Below are 17,038 nucleotides of genomic sequence, written 5' to 3' on the forward strand. Positions count from 1 at the left end.
GCCAAGCGTCGCTGAGCCTCGCGGCCTCTCGCCGCGCCGGGCGCGGATTACGCGGAATTATCTTTTTCAGTCTAGGCGAAGCAGGCAAAACCGTTTCGGCGCTGGGGGCGCCCCGAGGAGCCTGACGCGTGATCGCCCTAGCCATCGCGGCCTCCCTGTTCGCCCAAGCGCCTGAACTGCCGCAGCTTCCGCCGATCCGGCGCGATCCGCAGGTCACCTATGTCGACCGCTCGGGCCAGGTCATCGGCGTGCGCGGCGGCCGCTTCGCCCCGCCCGTGGATGTCGCGCGCCTGCCGGGCTACGTGCCGGCTGCTTTCGTCGCCATCGAGGACCGCCGCTTCTACGAGCACGAGGGCATCGATCCCGTGGGCATCGCCCGCGCGCTGGTCGCCGACGTCACCAAGGGTCGAATGGCGCAAGGAGCCTCGACCATCACCCAGCAACTGGCCCGCGACCTGTTCCTGTCGACCGACAAGACCGTTGAGCGCAAGGCGACCGAGCTGGTGTACGCCGTCCAGCTTGAGCGCACCTATTCGAAGCGGCAGATCCTGGGGCTCTACCTGAGCCGGGCGAACTTCGGCTCCGGCGCGTGGGGGCTCGAGGCCGCCGCCCAGCGCTATTTCGGCAAGCCCGCCGCGCGTCTGACGGTGCGCGAGGCCGCGATCCTCGCCGGGGTGATGAAGTCGCCTACGCATTACGATCCTGCGATCGAGCCCGAGGCGGCGCTCGACCGCTCCAAGCTCGTTCTCGCCGCGATGCTGGAGACCGGCGCGATCAGCCGGGCGCAATACGCCCGCGCCCTCGCCGAGCGGCCGCACATCTTCACGACCGCCCCCACCGACGGGGCGCAATACTTCGTGGACTGGATGGACGCCCAGGTGCGCCAGATGGTCCCCCGCGTGACGCAGGATCTCGTGGTCGAGACGACCCTCGACCTGCCGATGGAGGAAGCCGCCGAAACCGCCGCCCGCTCCACCATCGCCCGCTATAAGACCGCGAAGATCCAACAGGCCGCCCTGGTCTCGGTCGACGGCGCGGGCCGGGTCTGGGCGCTGCTCGGCGGGATTGACCACCAGAGCGCGCCCTACAACCGCGCCGTCGACGCCCGGCGGCAGGCCGGTTCGTCCTGGAAGCCGTTCGTCTATCTGACCGCGATGGAAGCGGGCCGCACGCCGGACATGGTGGTCGTCGACGAGCCGGTCACCATCAACGGCTGGTCGCCGAAGAACTACGAGGAGGGCTACGAGGGCCCGGTGACGCTGGAGCGGGCGCTGGCGCACTCGATCAACACGGTCGCCGCGCGGCTCGCTGACGAGATCGGCCGGGACAACGTCGCCGCCACCGCGCGGCGGCTCGGCATCGAAACCGAAATCTCGACCGATCCCGCCATGGCGCTGGGCACCAGCGAGGTCACGCCGCTGCAGATGGCGCAGGCCTACGCGGCGTTCTCCAACGGCGGTTACCAGGTGAGGGCCTGGGGGCTGTCGCGCATCCGCACGGCCTCGGGCCGACTCCTCTACCAGCACGCCCTCACGCCGCAGCCCGGCGTGATCGGCAACCCCGCGCTCTCCGAGCTCAACCGCATGCTGCACGCGGTGGTCGCCTACGGCACCGGAACCAGGGCTGCGATCCCGGGGTACGACATCGCCGGCAAGACCGGCACCACCCAGGATTCCCAGGACGCCTGGTTCTGCGGCTTCACCGGCGACTTCACGACCGTCGTCTGGATGGGCCGCGACGACAACCAGCCGATGCGCCGGATCACCGGCGGCATGGCGCCGGCCGAGATGTGGCATGCCTACATGGTCCGCGCTCTGAAGCGCGTGCCGGCCAAGCCGATCCCGCCCGGCCCGCCGCCGCCGGCCCCCCCGCTCGACAACACGGCGATCCCGGCCTCGGCGCCCGGCGCTCCGGCCAATCCCGCGGCGCCGGCGCCGGTAGCCGCCCCCACCGTCACCCCGAGCTAGGAACCGGGCCGGCTTCGTTGCATGCTGCCGCCAAGTCCGTTGGAGGAGGCGCGCCGTGCGAGGTGTTGTGATCGGTGTTGCGGCGGTTCTGTTTGCGGCCGTCGCGCAGGGCGCGGCGGGGCAGGCGGCGGGTTACCGCGTGCTCGACAGAATCGCGGGTCCGGACGGCGGCTGGGACTACGTGCGGGTCGATCCGGCGGTCGACCGGGTGTTCGTCACCCGAGGCTCCTCGGTCATGGCCCTTGACCTGAAGACCAACAAGCTCATCGAGGGGCTCGCTCCGGGGGCCCGCGAGCATGTGGCGCTGCCGGTGGAGGGCGGCCGCGAGATCCTGGTCACCAACGGCGGCGACAACACCGCCGTGTTCGCCGACGCCCGAAGCGGTCAGGCGCTGGGCGCAGTGCCGGTCGGCAAGGGCCCGGACGCGGCGACCTTCGATGCCCGTTCGGGCCTGGTGCTGGTGATGGATCACGCGGGCGGCGAGGTGACCCTCGTCGATCCAAAGACCCGCAAGGCGGCCGGCTCGATCACCATCGGCGGCACGCTCGAAGAGGCCTCGGTGGACGGCAAGGGCCTGGGGTTCGTCAATATCGAGAGCTCGGCCGAGGTCGCGGTGATCGACATCGCGGGCCGCAAGCTCGTCCGCAAGATCCCGCTGACCGGCTGCCAAGGGCCGACCGGCAGCGCCTATGACGCTCAGGACAAGCTGCTGATCGTGGCCTGCCAGGGCGTCACCGCCTTCGTCGATCCCGGCAAGGGCGAGGTGGTGCAGACGCTTCCCACCGGCCAGGGCGCCGACGGCGTGGTCTATGACCCGGCCCGCCATCTTGCCTTCACCCCCGCCGGCCGCGACGGCACGCTCTCGGTGATCGCGATCGAGAAGGGCAAGGGCCGCATCATCCAGACGGTGCCGACGCAGAAGGGCGCCCGCACGCTGGCGGTGGACGAACGCACAGGCCGCATCTATCTGCCGAGCGCGGAATATACTGTCGCCAACGGCCGCTTCGCCACCGTGCCAGGCACCTTCCACATGCTGGTTGTGGGCCGCTGAGGGCTCAGTAGGTCGCCTCCAGCGCGAGGTAGAAGGCGTAGCGGCCCTCGTCGCGCGGGTTCTGGATGCCGGGGCCGGCCGCCGCGAGCAGCGACCAGTGGTCCAGGAGCTTGTAGATCACGCCGACGTTCGTGCCGGTGAAGTCGCGGCCGTCATCGGTGTCACGGGTGTGGCGATAGACCTCGGCCCCGATGGTCAGGCGATCGCTGAGCGTGCGCGTCACGGCCAGGCCGGTCTGCCAGAAGTCGCGGCTTCCGGGTCCCCGATTGATCTCGTAGCCGCCGCCCCCGAACACCGACCATTTGCCGACGTCCTTCCCCAACCAGACCGGCAGCAGGATCCCGAGCCGGTCCGATCCGAAGCGCGCGCCGGCCGTCGGCAGGAAGAATCGCGGGAAGACCGCAACGTCCGGCCTCCAGGAGCCCTCCCTCTGGTGCAGCACCTTCAGCTTGGCCGCGGCCTCGACGGTTCCCATGCCGACGCGGAGCCTGTCCGCGTCCTCCCAGCCGGTCGGGATCACCAGGGTGAGCTGCAGGTCCTTCGCGGCCCCATAGTTGAGGTCGAGCCCGGCTTCGCCTGCGGTCACGCCCGGCGTGTGTGAGCCGGCGACGAAGTTGTAGATCTCCCAATGGCCGAGGTCGGTCGGCTCAGGATCGTCGGTGACGAATGGCGGACCGGCCAAGGCGGGCGTGGCGAGGGCGGCGAGAAGGGCCGCGAGAAGGAGGCGAGGCGTCACGCCCCGCCTGTCTCATGAAAGGTCCGTCGCTTCTAGCGGTTCGACCAGACGCCCGGCCGGGCGTTCGAGCGGCCGCCGCGGCGCGGGCCCTTGAAGCCGCTGCGTTGCGGCCGGGCCTCGTCCAAGCGGGGCGGGCCGCCGTCGTGGCGGTGACCGGGCTTGGCCGGGGCATGGTTGCGGTTCGGCCTCGGCTTGTGGCTCGTCCGGTGCGGCTGGGCGGAGCGTTCCGTCTTGCCGGTGTCGGGCAGGACCGCGGTGGCCGCGCCCAGGTGTCGGTCGTTGCGCCGGTCGAAGGAAGGGATCCGCTGGCGCGTCACCTTCTCGATATCCTTCAGCAGGCTCCGCTCGTCGTCGGCGCAGAAGGCCACGGCCGAACCATCGGCGCCGGCGCGCGCGGTGCGCCCGATCCGGTGCACATAGGCTTCCGGCACATTCGGCAGCTCGAACTGCACCACGTGGCTCACCGCCTCGATGTCGATGCCGCGCGCGGCGATGTCGGTGGCGACCAGCGCGCGCACCTCGCCGGCCTTGAACGCGGCCAGCGCCCGCTCGCGCTGGCCCTGGCTCTTGTCGCCGTGGATGGCGGCTGCCTCGACTCCCGCCTGCTCCAGACCGCGCGCCACGCGATCGGCGCCGCGCTTGGTGCGGGTGAAGACGATGACGCGCGTGAAGCTCCCGTCGTCGAACAGCTCGGCGAGCAGGGCCCGCTTGCGCACCTGCTCCACGAACAGCACGCGCTGGTTCACCTTCTCCACGGTGGTGGCCTGCGGCGCCACCGAGACCTTCAGCGGGTTGGGGTTGAGGATCTCGCCCGTCAGGGCCTCGATCTCGCCCGGCATGGTCGCCGAGAAGAACAGGTTCTGCCGGTTGCGCGGCAGGTGCTTCACGATCCGGCGGATCGGTTGGATGAAGCCCATGTCCAGCATCTGGTCGGCCTCGTCGAGGACGAAGGTCTCGATCCCGTCCAGATTGATGGTCTTCTCCTGCAGGTGATCGAGGAGCCGTCCAGGCGTGGCGACGAGCACGTCGATGCCGGGGGCCAACGCGCGCATCTGGGCGCCGTACTTCACGCCGCCGAACACCACCGCGACGGTGACGCCGAGGTGACGGCCATAGGTCCTGAAGCTCTCGCCGATCTGGGTGGCGAGTTCGCGGGTCGGTGAGAGGACCAGGACGCGGGCCGAGCGGCGCGGCGGTTGCCGGCGGTCGGCGGCGAGCCGGTGCAGGATGGGAAGCGCAAAGGCGGCGGTCTTGCCGGTGCCGGTCTGGGCGATGCCCAGAAGGTCACGGCCGGCCAGGACGCCGGGGATCGCCTGCGCCTGGATCGGCGTGGGCGTCTGGTAGCCTTCGTCGGCCAGCGCCTTGAGAAGCGGCTTGGCCAGGCCAAGGTCGATGAATTGGGTCAATCTTGATCTTTCGGGTAGGCGCACGTTGCGCGGCCGCTCGATCGTCGAGGGCCGCGTCGGCGCGGGGTCTGTTGGGAGCGCCCCGCGTGATGGGCGATCGGTGGGGAAACCACTGCGCTCGACAGGCTGGGCCGCACGTCGCGGCCCCACGCGGCTGGAGCGCCGAAGGCGCGGCGGCTATCGCCGCGCGCTGCTCACATCGGCAATGGCGACGCTGAAGTCAACCCAGCCAGGCCATTTGGCCGCGCCGCTGTGCTTTCGGCGCCGATGCGAGCGGAAGAGAGTGAAGGGCCGGACGAGCCGACCCTTCGTCTTGGCGGATCAGCTGGCCTGCAGGTTGGCCGCGGCGTTCTTGCCGCTGCGCGGATCTTTCTGTAGCTCGAAGCTGACCTTCTGGCCTTCGTGAAGCGAAGCCAGGCCGGCGCGTTCCACGGCCGAGATGTGAACGAAGACGTCGCTGCCGCCGTCGTCGGGCTGGATGAAGCCGAAGCCCTTCTGGCCGTTGAACCACTTGACTGTGCCGGTCGTCATAGATTGTCCCTTTCCGGACGTAGTACTCACGGGCCCACAGTGGGCGCGGAGATCAAATTTTCGGAGAGGGTCGAAGGCGGATCCCGAGCCGGAATTCTGAAGTTCCAACCGGAAGGCAGGCGATCCTAGGCGATATTCGATGGGGGGAAGATGGGCGCCGGGAGCCGCTGAGGCAAGTTTTATTTGCACATTCTCCCCCATCCGCTGTTTTTTCTGATATTTGGCGTCCCGAAATGGGACCAGCGCCCGCGGGCCCTGGATCCGCCTGCAAGGGAATGCTGTCATGCGCGTCGCCGCCGACCGGGCCATCTTCACCGTCGTCCGTCATGACGGGCGCTGGGCCGTGGAGCACGACGGCGAGTACTTCGGCCATTCATCCGACAAGGAGGTGGCCAAGGCCGCCGCCAACAAACGCGTTCGCCAGCTTCAGGATTCCGGCCGCCCCTGCCAGGTGCGGGTGTTCGGCGAGCAAGGCTTCTACGAACCCGCGGGCTGATCCCCCTCGAAATCCCTCCTTCGCGCCCTGGGGCGTTGCCCGCCTCGCGTCGCCGTGATTTCTGGAATCCCCGAACGCCAAGGCGAAACGGCAGGATGTCGGAGGATTTCCGCGAGCGGGCCAAGCTCTGGCCCAAGGGCCGCCTCTATGAGGACTTCACCCTGGGCGAGGTGCGCATCCACCATTGGGGGCGGACGATCACCGAGTCCGACACCCTTCTCTTCACCACCCTGACGCTCAGCTACAATCCGCTCTACTCCAACCGCGCCTTCGCCGAGGCGCACGGCCATCCGGACCTGGTGGTCAATCCGCTGCTGGTGTTCAACACCGTGCTCGGCCTCTCGGTGGAGGACAATTCCGAGATCGGCGGCCCGTTCGTGGGCGTGGGCAAGCTCACCTGGTGGCGGCCAGTCTATCCGGGCGAGACCCTCGTCGCCCGCTCGACCACGACCGCCATGCGGCTTTCGGCCAGCAATCCCCGCAACGGCATCGTCACCTGGCGCACCGAGGGCTTCAACCAGCGCGACGAGCGGGTGATCGACTTCGAGCGCTCGAACCTGGTGCGGCTGCGCAATCCCACTCCCCAGGAGGCCTCGGCATGAGGCTCTCTGAGCTCACCGGCAAGGCCAACTACTTCGAAGATTTCGACCTCGGCCAGGTCATCAAGCACGCCCGCGGCAAGACCATCGAGGGCCTCGAGAACGTGCTGATCACCAACCTGGTCATGAACACCGCCCAGGCGCACTTCAACGAGGACGCCATGAAGACGAGCCCCTATGGCGGGCGGCTTTCCTATGGCGGGGTCAACTTCTCGATCGCCATGGGGCTCGCCATGCAGGACTGCGGCGAGAACGCGCTGGCCGAGCTCGCCATGGACAACATCCGGCTGATGCATCCCGTGGTCCACGGCGACACGATCTATGCCTACTCGGAGGTGCTCGAGAAAAAGGACGCCGAGCGCGAGGACGCGGGCCTCGTCACCTTCCGCCACTACGGCGTCAACCAGGACGACAAGCTCGTCTTCCAGGGCGAGCGGACGATGCTGATCAAGCGCCGCAGCCACTGGGGCGAGCGTTGAGCGAGGGCGGCAGAGCCAGCGGCCCCCTGCAGGGGCTTCGCGTCCTCGACTTCACGCAGGCGCTGGCCGGCCCCTTCTGCACCCAGCAGCTCGCCGACCTCGGAGCCGAGGTGGTCAAGGTGGAGGGGCTGTCCGGCGGCGACCTGTCGCGCGGCTCAGGGCCGTTCCACGAAGCGGATCCGGAGCACCGGTATTCGGGCTACTTCCATTCGATCAACCGCGGCAAGAAATCCATCGCCGTCGACCTGAAATCGGCGGCGGGCGTCGAGATCGTGAAGCGGCTGGTCCCTGAGTTCGACGTCGTGGTGGAGAACTTCCGCGCCGGCGTGATGGACCGGTTCGGGCTCAGCTACGAGACGCTCAGCGGGCTCAACCCGAAGCTGGTCTACTGCGCCATCCGCGGGTTCGGCGATCCGCGCACCGGCAAGAGCCCCTACGTAGATTGGCCGGCCTACGACGTGGTCGCGCAGGCGATGGGCGGGATGATGGGCATCACCGGGCTCGCGGGCGGCACACCGATCAAGATCGGGCCCGGCGTCGGCGACACCGTCCCGGGCCTCTACGCGGCGCTCGGGATCGTCGCGGCTGTGCTTCACGCGCGGGCGAGCGGCGAGGGTCAGTTCCTCGATGTCGGCATGGCCGATGCGGTGCTGGGCGTCTGCGAACGGATCGTCCATCAGAACGCCTTCGGCCATCAGGTCCCCGGGCCGGAGGGCAACCACCATCCTTTCCTGCTGCCGTTCGGGGTCTATCCGGCCGCAGACGGCTTCGTCGCGCTCGCCTGCCCCAACGACCACTTCTTCCGCGCGCTCGTCGAGGCGCTGGGCGCCCCCGAGATCCTGCAGGATGATCGGTTCGCCACGCCCAAGGCGCGCGCCCAGAACCGCGCGGAGGTGATCGCGCGGCTGTCGGCGCTCACCGGCGGTTTCACCAAGGCCGAGCTGCAGCGGCGGCTGGGGGGCCTCGTCCCGTTCGGGCCGGTGCTGAACGTCGCCGAGATCGCCGCGGATTCGCACTTCGCCGCCCGCGGCATGCTGCCGGCGCTGGACTTCCCTGGCTTCCCCGAGCCTATGCGTCTGGCCGGCCAGCCGATCAAGTTCACCAGGACGCCGGCCGTCGTCTCCCGCCGCGGCCCCGACCTCGGCGCTGACACCGAGGCCGTCCTCCTGGCCCACGGCGCGACGGATGACGAGATCGCCCGCTGGAAGAAGGCGAGGGCTATTCCACAGGACCAAGAACCATGACCGACCGCCCGATGCGCCTGCGGCGTTCCCAGCTTTCCGTTCCGGGCGTCAGCGAGAAGATGCTGCAGAAGGGGGCGGCCTCGGACGCCGACCACGTTTTCCTCGACCTGGAGGACGCCGTCGCGCCCTCGGAGAAGCGCGGCGCGCGCAAGACCATCGTGGCGGCGCTGAACGGGCTCGACTGGGGCCGCAAGACCCGTTGCGTGCGGGTCAACGACGTCACCACCGAGTGGTGCTTCGAGGACATCATCGAGGTGGTCGAGGGCGCGGGAAACAACATCGACACGATCATGCTGACCAAGGCCATGGCCGCAGCCGACGTGCAGTTCGTCTCGCTGATGCTCGACCAGCTCGAGAAGAAACTGAAGCTTGCCCGCCGCATCGGCATCGAGGTGCTCATCGAGGAGACGAGCGGGCTTCAGAACGTCGAGGCGATCGCCGCCGCCAGCCCGCGCATGGAGAGCCTGATCTTCGGCATGGGCGACTATTCCGCCTCGCAGCAGATGAATCTGCGCGGTTGGGGCAGCGAGGGCTATCCCGGCGACATCTTCCATTACCCCCGCTTCCGCATCGCCATGGCGGCGCGCGCGGCGGGCCTCGATCCGGTGGACGGGCCCTACGCCAACTTCCGCGACGAGGACGGCTACCGGCGCGAGGCCAAGTACGCCCACATGCTGGGGTTCGTCGGCAAGTGGGCGATCCACCCGGCCCAGATCGCCCCCGCCCTGGAGACCTTCTCGCCCACAGAGCGGGAGGTGACCCGCGCCCGCGAGCTTGCCGCCGCCTATGACAAGGCGCTGTCCGAAGGTCTGGGCTCGGTGAATGTGAACGGGACCATGGTCGACGCCGCCTCGATCCGCATCGTCATGAACACCGTGCGCCGCGCCGACCTGATCGGCATGTAGGGAGCTTCGAGATGGCCGACGACGCCGCGGCGCTGGACAACCCAGGCTACCTCACGCCGGAGCGGGTCATGATCCGCGATCTGGCCCGCGATTTCACCCACGCCGAGGTGCTGCCCGTCGCGAACCGGCTCGATCCGCAGAAGGCCGACATGCCGCGCGAGCTCATCGAGAAGATGGGCGACCTGGGTTTTTTCGGCATCCTGATCCCGCAGGAGCTGGGCGGCCTCGGGCTCGGAGCCTTCGAGTACTGCCTGGTGGCCGAGGAGCTGGCGCGGGGCTGGATGAGCGTCGCCTCGATCATCGCCCGCGGCAATTCCTTCTACCGCTCGATCCCGGGCGAGGGGCCGGAGCGCGAGGCGAAGATCCGGGCGATGGCGCAGGGCCGCTATCTGGGCGCGGCGTCGCTCTCGGAACCCTCGACAGGCTCGGACCTGTCCTCGGTCTCGTGCCTGGCCCGGCGAGAAGGCGACGAATGGGTGATCACCGGATCGAAGTACTGGTGCACCTTCGCCGACGGCGCGGATTTCATCTCGGTGCTCTGCCGCATCGATCCGCGCGGCGACGGCGGCGGCTCGGGCACGGTCTCGGTCTCCGTGGAGAAGCCGAAGGGTGAGCTCCCGACGGGCTGCACCGGCGCGCCGATCCCCAAGATCGGCTACTTCGGCTGGAAGACGTGGGAGCTTCGCTTCGACCAGGTGCGCGCGCCCGCGCGCAAGACAGAGTACGCCTCGGGAGAAGGCGAGGGGCGCGCCGCCCGCTCGGTCGCCTTCGGCCTTTCGCTCGCCCGCGCGCACACCGCCGCCCGCTCCATCGGCCTCGCCCAGGGGGCGCTGGAGGACGCCATGGCCTATGCGAAGGAGCGCGTGCAGTTCGGCCAGCCGATCTCCGACTTCCAAGCGATCCGCTTCAAGATCGCCACCATGGCCACGGAGATCCAGGCCGCCCGGCAGCTGATGCACCACGTCTGCAACGAGATCGACGCCGGGCGCGCGGGGCGGATCGAAACCTCGATGGTGAAGCTGTTCGCGGCCGAGATGGCCGAGCGGGTGACCTCCGAGGCGCTGCAGATCCTGGGCGGGGCGGGCTACACCACCCTGCACGCGGTCGAGCGGTACTGGCGCGACGCACGCCTCACCAAGATCTTCGAGGGCACCTCGGAGATCCAGCAGCGCATCATCGCCGACGCGCTGCTCGGCAAACCCACGATCCGCGGCTCCAACTAACCGCCGGGCGGCGGATCGACGCGACCTCGGAGCGGGCGCTTGCGGCGGCCACGGCTAGCCACGTACGGGCTTTTCATTATTCATTTAGGATAAGGGATCGGGGGACCGGGGCATGGTGGCATCATCGATGAGGTCGGGGGCGGCGCCGCCGCGAGGCGACGGCGTCGTGCTCGCCGTTGCCCACCCCGGCCACGAGCTTCGGCTCTCCACCTGGATCGAGCGCGAGCGGCCGCTGGTGCTGGTCTTGACCACGGGCTCCCGCAATGGGACGGACCGCAGCCGGGTGGCGGCAAGCGAGCGGCTCGCAAGGACCCTGGGCGCCGAGTCCGGTCCGGTGTTCGGGGCTCACCTGGACAGGGAGGTCTATGGCTGGGCCATGGACGGCCGGCCCGAGCCGTTCGTGACATTGGCTGAGACGCTGGCCGAAGTCTTCCTGCGTCGGCGGCCGCGGCAGGTCGTCGTGGACTCCTGGCAGCTCTACAACGTGGTGCACGATCTCTGGCACCTGACGGTGCGGAGCGCCGCCGCCATGGCGTCGCGCCGCCTGGGCAGGGAGATCGCCTGCTGCGACTATCCGGTCGTGCCGCAGGGCCCGGGGATGCCTCCGCCGGGACCGCAGCAATTCGCCATAGAGCTGACCGCGGCCGAGGTGGCGCGCAAGCTCGCCCTGGCGCGGGCCTTCCCGGGGATCGCCGGCGACGTCGCCGAGGTGGTGCGCAACGGCGGCATGACGTTCCTGGCGAACGAGACCCTGCACGCGGTGCGCCCGATCGCCGAGTTGATCCCCTCGGCGGCCGCGAAGCCGCTCTACGAGAGCTTCGGCGAAGACCGCGTCGCGGCGGGCCTCTACAAGGACGTGCTGCGCTGGCGTCACGTCGCTCCGATCGTCGAGCGCTTGAGCGCGCGCCTCGAGGCGGCCGCCGAACCCGCATGACACGCGCCTCCAGGCCAGGCCGCACCGTGCTGCTCACCAACGTCTGGCTCGATCGCCGCGGCGGGAGCGAGAGCGTGATCCGCGACGTCTCGCTGGGCCTGCTGGCCCGGGGTTGGCGGCCGATCGTCTATTCGCCGCACCTTGGCGAGCCCGCCGCCGAGCTGGAGGCGCGGGGCGTGGCGACGGTCTCCGATCTCGCCCAGGTGGCCGAGCCGCCCGAGATGATCCACGGCCAGCACTTCGTGCAGACCGCCGAGGCGCTGTTCCATTTCCCCGCCGCGCCAGCGCTGCAGATGTGCCACGCCTGGGTCTACTGGCAGGAGCGTCCCGTCAGGTTCCCGCAGATCCGGCGCTACGTGGCCGTCGACCAGGCCGTCCGGGACCGGCTCGTGCACACCGAGGGCCTGGCCCCGGAGAGGGTCGAGATCCTGCTCAACGCGGTGGACCTTCGCCGCATTCCGGAGCGGCCGGCGGCGCTCCCGGAGACGCCGCGCAGGGCGCTCGCCTTCACCAAGGGCCCTTCGCACATTCCGGCGTTGCAGCGGACCTGCGATCGGCATGGCATCAAGCTCGACGTGCTGGGCGCGGGCGGCGGCCGCACCGTGGCGGCGCCGGAACACGAGCTGGTCAAGTACGACATCGTGTTCGCCACCGCGCGCATGGCGCTGGAGGCCGCCTGCGCCGGCTGCGCGGTGGTGGTCTGCGACTCCCGCGGACTGGCCGGGATGCTCACGAGCGAAGGCCTGCAGCCGCTGCGATTGCTCAACTTCGGCCTGCGCGCGCTGGTGCGCGAGGTGACGTCCGAGACCCTCTCGCAGGAGATCGCGCGCTACGACGCCGCCGACGCGGCCGCGGTCTCGGAAAGCCTGCGCGCCAGCGCCAATCTGGAGCTGGCGCTCGACCGCCTTGAAGGTCTCTACGAAGACGCCATGGCGGCGGCGCGGCGGGACCCGGTCGATCCGGCGGCGCGGCGGCGCGCGGAGCTGGCCTTCCTCGACGAGGCGCTGCCGCGCCTGCGCAAGGACGGCCGCTGGCTGTGGATGTCCGAACGCGAAGCCATGGAGCGTCGGATCCAGGATCTGGAGAACCGGCTCGCGGCCGCGCAGGCCGGGCTGCTCGCCCGCGGCTAGACCGTCCCGGCCAGGCGCGGCCGGCCCCCGATCTCATTGCCGCGTTCCCCAGGTGGGCCTAGCCTCACGTCCAGGCCGCCGACGGAGGATGCCATGGCCGAGGCGATCACCCTGGAACAGCCCGCTGCGGTGGCGGCGAAGTCGGTCACGGCTGCGCTCGCCGAGAAGGTCGCGGGCATGCGCCTTCCCGAAATGCCGGCCGAGGCCCTGACCGTCGCCAAGCAGTGCCTGCTGGACTGGATCGGCGTGAGCCTCGCCGCGCGCCAGGAGCCGCTGGTCCGCATCCTGATCGAGGAGCTGGCGCCCGCCGATGCGGCCGATGGCGTCTCCCTTCTCGGCCACGACCGGCGGGGCCGCATCGACGACGCGGTGCTGATCAACGGCGCCCAGGGGCACGCCCTCGACTTCGACGACGTGATCATGCCGATGGGTCACCCGACCGTGCCCGTCGCGCCGGTGGTCTTCGCGCTGTCGGAGCAGCGCGATCTCACAGGGGCCCTTGCGCTGGAGGCGTTCATCCAGGGCGTCGAGGCCGAGTGCCGCATCGCCAGGCTGATGGGCCCCTCGCACTACGCCAAGGGCTGGCACGCCACCGCCACGTTCGGGACCTTCGGCGCGGCGGCGGCCGCCTGTCGCCTGCTGGGCGTCTCGGGCGACGCCTTGCTGCACGCCTACGGCCTCGCCGGGACGCAGGCCGCGGGCCTCAAGAGCGTGTTCGGAACCATGTCCAAGCCGTTGCATCCCGGGAAGGCGGCGCAGAACGGGCTCCTCGCCGCGCGTTTGGCCGCCCGCGGCTTCACCAGCGACATCGACGTCCTGGCCTCGGCGCAGGGGTTCGCCGACACCCAGTCCAGCTCGCCGAACCCGGCCGGCGGGCTCGCCGACCGCGAGGCGCCCTGCGTGGTCGACGCGCTCTTCAAGTACCACGCGGCCTGCTATCTGACCCACGACTCCATCGAGGCCGCCAACCGCATCCGTCTGGAGGAGGGCGTCGCGCCCGAGGCCATCGCCGCCGTGCGCGTCAAGGTCCCGGCCGGCCACCTCGGCGTCTGCAACATCCCCGCGCCTGCGACCGGGCTCGAATGCAAGTTCTCGCTGCGCATGACCACCGCGCTCGCGCTGGCCGGCGAGGACACCTTCCAGGAGGCGCTGTTCAGCGACGCCATCGCCCGCCGCGCCGACCTCGTCGCCCTGCGCGAGAGGGTCGTGATCGACCCCAGCCAGACCGGCCGCGGCTGCCTAGTGTCGGTCACGCTCAAAGACGGCCGCACCATCTCGCGAACCGGCGACGTCTCGCAGCCGCTGCGCGACCTCGAGGCGCAGCAGGCGAAGCTCGAGCGCAAGTTCCGGCATCTGGCGACGCCCGCCCTCGGACCCGAGCGCGTCGAGCAGGCGATCGGGCTCTGCCGCACCCTTGAGCGCCAGCCGGATCTTTCCGCGCTGATCGCCCTTTGCCGGCCCCGTTCATAGGCGCAGGCAACGCTCCAAATACATCGCAGGACGATGGAACAGGCAGGCTTTCCGCGCCGTTGGACTCGCGGGGCTGGGTCATTGAGGAGATCATGACCATGGCCGATATCATTAGCCGGGGAACCAGTCCCCGAAACACCTATGCGGTGGAGGCCGGCGGGGCCGCCACCGAGAGCATGGGCGGCGTCGCCGTCGTCATCCTGGGCATCCTGGCCCTAGCCGGGGTGATGTCCCCGGTGCTTACCGCCATCGGCGGCATCATCTTCGGCGCCGCCTTCATCGTCGAAGGCGCGGCGATCACCGCGCGACATACGGCGCTCATGACGCAGGCCGCAGACACCGAGGGCGAGAAACTGGAGCTCGGCGGCGGCGTGACCGTCGAGCTCGTGGCGGGTCTCGCCGCCGTGGTGCTCGGCATCCTGTCCCTGATCCGCATCGTTCCGACGGTGCTGATGCCCGCCCTGGTGATCACCGGCGGCGCGGGCCTGATCCTGTCGGCGGGCGCGCTCGAGCGCCTGAACGACATCCGGGCCGCGGCGTTCGGCGTCAGCGGGATGGCGCGCTCGGTGGCCAGCGCGGCGGTGCATGGCGCGGCCGCCGGCCAGGTGCTCGCCGGCCTGGGCGCGGTGGCGCTCGGGATCCTGTCGCTGGTGAAGGTCGGCGATCCGGCGCTCCTGACGACCGTCGGCGTGCTGGTGCTCGGCGCGGCGATCACGCTTAGCGGTACGGCGCTATCGAGCAAGATGCTGAGCCTGTTCCGGCGCGTCTGACTCGAATCTGCAAACCGCTTGCCTGCGGCGGGGGCGAGGGGCTTAGCTCATCGTGACATTGTAAATGGATGAAGCGATGAGCCAGGCCCTCTCCGAACCCCGCGCCCAGACCGCCCCGGAGGTCCTCTACGAGGTCGGCGAGGGGATCGCGGTCATCACCCTCAACCGGCCGGAGCGGATGAACACCATCTCCGGCCCGATGCTGAAGCGCCTGAGCGAGCTGCTGCTCGAAGCCAATGCCGACCGGCAGGTGCGCTGCATCATCCTGACCGCCACGGGCCGGGCGTTCTGCGCCGGCCTCGACCTAGTGGACGCGACCCAGGGCTCTGGCATCGGCTCGCAAAGCCAGGCGGCCGCGGTCTCGGTCAACCTCGATCTCCGCGACGCGCCGCCGACGGTGCTGTTCCAGATGGACAAGCCCGTGATCTGCGCGCTCAACGGCGCGGCCGCCGGCTATGGCATGGACACCGCGCTCGGCTGCGACATCCGCATCATGGGCGAGAGCGCCAAGCTGGCGGCGGCCTTTGTCAAGCGCGGCGTCATTCCCGAGAGCGGCGGCACCTGGCTGCTGCCGCGCCTGGTCGGGTGGTCGAAGGCCGCGGAGATCATCTTCACCGGCCGCAACCTCTCGCCGCAGGACTGTCTGGAGCTCGGCCTCGCCAACGAGGTCGTCCCGGACGCCGAGTTGATGAGCCGCGCCCGCGCCGTCGCCGCCGAGGTCGCGGCCAACGCGCCGCTGGCGGTGCAGTCGGCCAAGCGGCTGATGCGCATGGGCCTCGAGGAGACGTTTGCGGATCACGTCCACCACGTCTACCTGCAGTTCCTGCAACTCGCCCGCACCCAGGATTTCCGCGAGGGGATGGTCTCGTTCCTCGAGAAGCGCCCGGCGAAGTTCGAGGGCCGCTAGGCGGGCTCTGCCTCGGCCGCCGCTTCGCCGCTCGCGGTCGCGCCGCCATAGTGGCGGAGCAGTAGGACGACGGTCACGGACGCGCCCAGGATTCCGATGAGCATCGCCCAGGCCAGCGAATGGCCCGAGGCGGCGACGGCCGCGCCGGCGACACAGGCGGTGCCGCCGCCTACGTCCCAGGCCCCCTCGCTCATCATGTGGAATCGGAACGGGCAGGGCGAGGCCTTGGCGATGTTGTAGACCGCCGCCATCACCGCGGGGATGTAGAGCGCCGCGACCAGCGTCCCGGGCGCGTTCGCCGCCACTGCGAGCCACGGCGAGCCCAGGCTCAGCGCACGCAGGATGAGCAGCGCCACCGCCAGGCCATAAGCGATCAGCACCGCGCGCCGGCCGCCGCCAGCGTCGATGTGGCGGCCGATGAGCAGGCTGAACGCCCCGCCGAGCAGAGCCGCCAGAGCCATCGCCCCGCCGTAGGCCTTGAAGCTCGATCCCACCGCCAGGAAGAGCGCGATCTGCCAGAAGAAGTAGAGCGAGGCGCCCAGCCAGCCATCGGCCAGGAACAGCGCGATTCGGAGCCCCGCGTAGCGGAAGGCGCCGGGGGCCTGCTTCGCCACCGCCACGTTTGGCGCGCCGATCAACGGGATCACCGAGGCGGCCTGGATGAGGGCGATGATCCAGAAGGTCCAGCTTGGCCCCGCCGTCACCAGCGACCAGGCGGCGGCGATCGGAGCGACGACGCCGATGACCGCGTTCGCCGCCTCCCGCAGGCTCACCTGATGACCCCGATGCTCGGCGTCGCCAACGGCGGCGAAGTAGGCGTGGTAGCTCGGCCAATAGAAAATGTCGGCGATCGAGGTCATCGCGATCACCGCCCAGAGCCACGGGCCCACGCCGCGCACCTGGGCCAGAAGCGGGAAGATTGCGGCGACTCCCAGCGTCCCCACGATGAGCAGCGGTTTCAGGCCCCAGCGGATCGCCAGCGGCAGCATCAGCGGACGCAGCGCGAAGCGTCCCGCGAACGTCGCAGCCTGAGTCAGCAAGGCAGCGGGGACGGATACGCCCGACTTCACCATGAAGACGAGGAAGAAAAGCCCGCCGCCCGAGAGCGCGAGCATTTCGATCGCATAGTGCAGGTTGATTCGGTTGACCGCGGAGTTGCGGAAGAAGGCCATGGTGGAACTCAGAGGAGA

General features: G+C 69.9%; 17 protein-coding genes. 13 read left to right on the plus strand and 4 right to left on the minus strand.

What is annotated here, in order from left to right:
• Nucleotides 1-128: 128 nt before the first annotated feature.
• Both Q0W60_RS11960 and Q0W60_RS11965 read left to right on the plus strand, forming a co-directional pair.
• A complete protein-coding gene (locus tag Q0W60_RS11960) occupies nucleotides 129-1,967 on the plus strand; it encodes a PBP1A family penicillin-binding protein (protein ID WP_297695858.1) in 1,839 nt (612 codons plus the stop codon).
• Nucleotides 1,968-2,022: 55 nt separating this feature from the next.
• Nucleotides 2,023-3,018: a hypothetical protein gene (locus Q0W60_RS11965; protein WP_297695860.1), complete on the plus strand. Its 996-nt coding sequence runs from the start codon at nucleotides 2,023-2,025 to the stop codon at nucleotides 3,016-3,018.
• Between the two features lie 4 nt (nucleotides 3,019-3,022).
• Here Q0W60_RS11965 and Q0W60_RS11970 read toward each other — a convergent pair whose 3' ends face one another.
• The 3 genes from Q0W60_RS11970 to Q0W60_RS11980 form a co-directional block, all read right to left on the minus strand.
• Nucleotides 3,023-3,754 (minus strand): transporter, encoded by a 732-nt coding sequence (locus Q0W60_RS11970; protein WP_297695862.1) that lies wholly within the window; start codon nucleotides 3,752-3,754, stop codon nucleotides 3,023-3,025.
• A gap of 32 nt (nucleotides 3,755-3,786) precedes the next feature.
• Nucleotides 3,787-5,160, minus strand: coding sequence for a DEAD/DEAH box helicase (locus tag Q0W60_RS11975; protein ID WP_297695864.1), 1,374 nt, complete (start codon nucleotides 5,158-5,160; stop codon nucleotides 3,787-3,789).
• Nucleotides 5,161-5,481: 321 nt separating this feature from the next.
• A complete protein-coding gene (locus Q0W60_RS11980; protein WP_297695865.1) occupies nucleotides 5,482-5,691 on the minus strand; it encodes a cold-shock protein in 210 nt (69 codons plus the stop codon).
• Between the two features lie 283 nt (nucleotides 5,692-5,974).
• Here Q0W60_RS11980 and Q0W60_RS11985 point away from each other — a divergent pair, with 283 nt between their 5' ends.
• The 11 genes from Q0W60_RS11985 (at nucleotide 5,975) to Q0W60_RS12035 (ending at nucleotide 15,848) form a co-directional block, all read left to right on the plus strand.
• Nucleotides 5,975-6,187: a hypothetical protein gene (locus Q0W60_RS11985; protein WP_297695867.1), complete on the plus strand. Its 213-nt coding sequence runs from the start codon at nucleotides 5,975-5,977 to the stop codon at nucleotides 6,185-6,187.
• A gap of 95 nt (nucleotides 6,188-6,282) precedes the next feature.
• The gene (locus tag Q0W60_RS11990; RefSeq protein ID WP_297695868.1) at nucleotides 6,283-6,789 is read left to right on the plus strand and encodes a MaoC family dehydratase; all 507 of its coding nucleotides are present in this window, start codon (nucleotides 6,283-6,285) and stop codon (nucleotides 6,787-6,789) included.
• A complete protein-coding gene (locus tag Q0W60_RS11995; protein ID WP_297695871.1) occupies nucleotides 6,786-7,265 on the plus strand; it encodes a MaoC family dehydratase in 480 nt (159 codons plus the stop codon). The genes Q0W60_RS11990 and Q0W60_RS11995 overlap by 4 nt, the downstream gene beginning before the upstream one ends.
• Nucleotides 7,262-8,509 (plus strand): CoA transferase, encoded by a 1,248-nt coding sequence (locus Q0W60_RS12000; RefSeq protein WP_297695873.1) that lies wholly within the window; start codon nucleotides 7,262-7,264, stop codon nucleotides 8,507-8,509. The genes Q0W60_RS11995 and Q0W60_RS12000 overlap by 4 nt, the downstream gene beginning before the upstream one ends.
• Nucleotides 8,506-9,414, plus strand: coding sequence for a CoA ester lyase (locus Q0W60_RS12005; protein WP_297695874.1), 909 nt, complete (start codon nucleotides 8,506-8,508; stop codon nucleotides 9,412-9,414). The genes Q0W60_RS12000 and Q0W60_RS12005 overlap by 4 nt, the downstream gene beginning before the upstream one ends.
• An 11-nt stretch (nucleotides 9,415-9,425) precedes the next feature.
• On the plus strand, nucleotides 9,426-10,637 hold the full coding sequence (locus tag Q0W60_RS12010) for an acyl-CoA dehydrogenase family protein (protein WP_297695875.1): 1,212 nt from the start codon (nucleotides 9,426-9,428) through the stop codon (nucleotides 10,635-10,637).
• Between the two features lie 166 nt (nucleotides 10,638-10,803).
• A complete protein-coding gene (locus tag Q0W60_RS12015; protein WP_297695877.1) occupies nucleotides 10,804-11,571 on the plus strand; it encodes a hypothetical protein in 768 nt (255 codons plus the stop codon).
• A complete protein-coding gene (locus tag Q0W60_RS12020) occupies nucleotides 11,568-12,701 on the plus strand; it encodes a glycosyltransferase (RefSeq protein WP_297695879.1) in 1,134 nt (377 codons plus the stop codon). Before Q0W60_RS12015 ends, Q0W60_RS12020 begins: the two co-directional genes overlap by 4 nt.
• Nucleotides 12,702-12,794: 93 nt before the next feature.
• On the plus strand, nucleotides 12,795-14,171 hold the full coding sequence (locus tag Q0W60_RS12025; RefSeq protein ID WP_297695881.1) for an MmgE/PrpD family protein: 1,377 nt from the start codon (nucleotides 12,795-12,797) through the stop codon (nucleotides 14,169-14,171).
• Between the two features lie 98 nt (nucleotides 14,172-14,269).
• The gene (locus Q0W60_RS12030) at nucleotides 14,270-14,941 is read left to right on the plus strand and encodes a hypothetical protein (protein WP_297695882.1); all 672 of its coding nucleotides are present in this window, start codon (nucleotides 14,270-14,272) and stop codon (nucleotides 14,939-14,941) included.
• A 76-nt stretch (nucleotides 14,942-15,017) separates the two neighbouring features.
• The gene (locus Q0W60_RS12035) at nucleotides 15,018-15,848 is read left to right on the plus strand and encodes an enoyl-CoA hydratase/isomerase family protein (protein WP_297695884.1); all 831 of its coding nucleotides are present in this window, start codon (nucleotides 15,018-15,020) and stop codon (nucleotides 15,846-15,848) included.
• Here the strand turns inward: Q0W60_RS12035 and Q0W60_RS12040 are convergent.
• Nucleotides 15,845-17,020 (minus strand): MFS transporter, encoded by a 1,176-nt coding sequence (locus Q0W60_RS12040; RefSeq protein WP_297695886.1) that lies wholly within the window; start codon nucleotides 17,018-17,020, stop codon nucleotides 15,845-15,847. The genes Q0W60_RS12035 and Q0W60_RS12040 overlap by 4 nt on opposite strands.
• Between the last annotated feature and the right edge of the window lie 18 nt (nucleotides 17,021-17,038).

The sequence above is a fragment of the Phenylobacterium sp. genome (assembly GCF_025934275.1).
Taxonomy (GTDB): domain Bacteria; phylum Pseudomonadota; class Alphaproteobacteria; order Caulobacterales; family Caulobacteraceae; genus Phenylobacterium.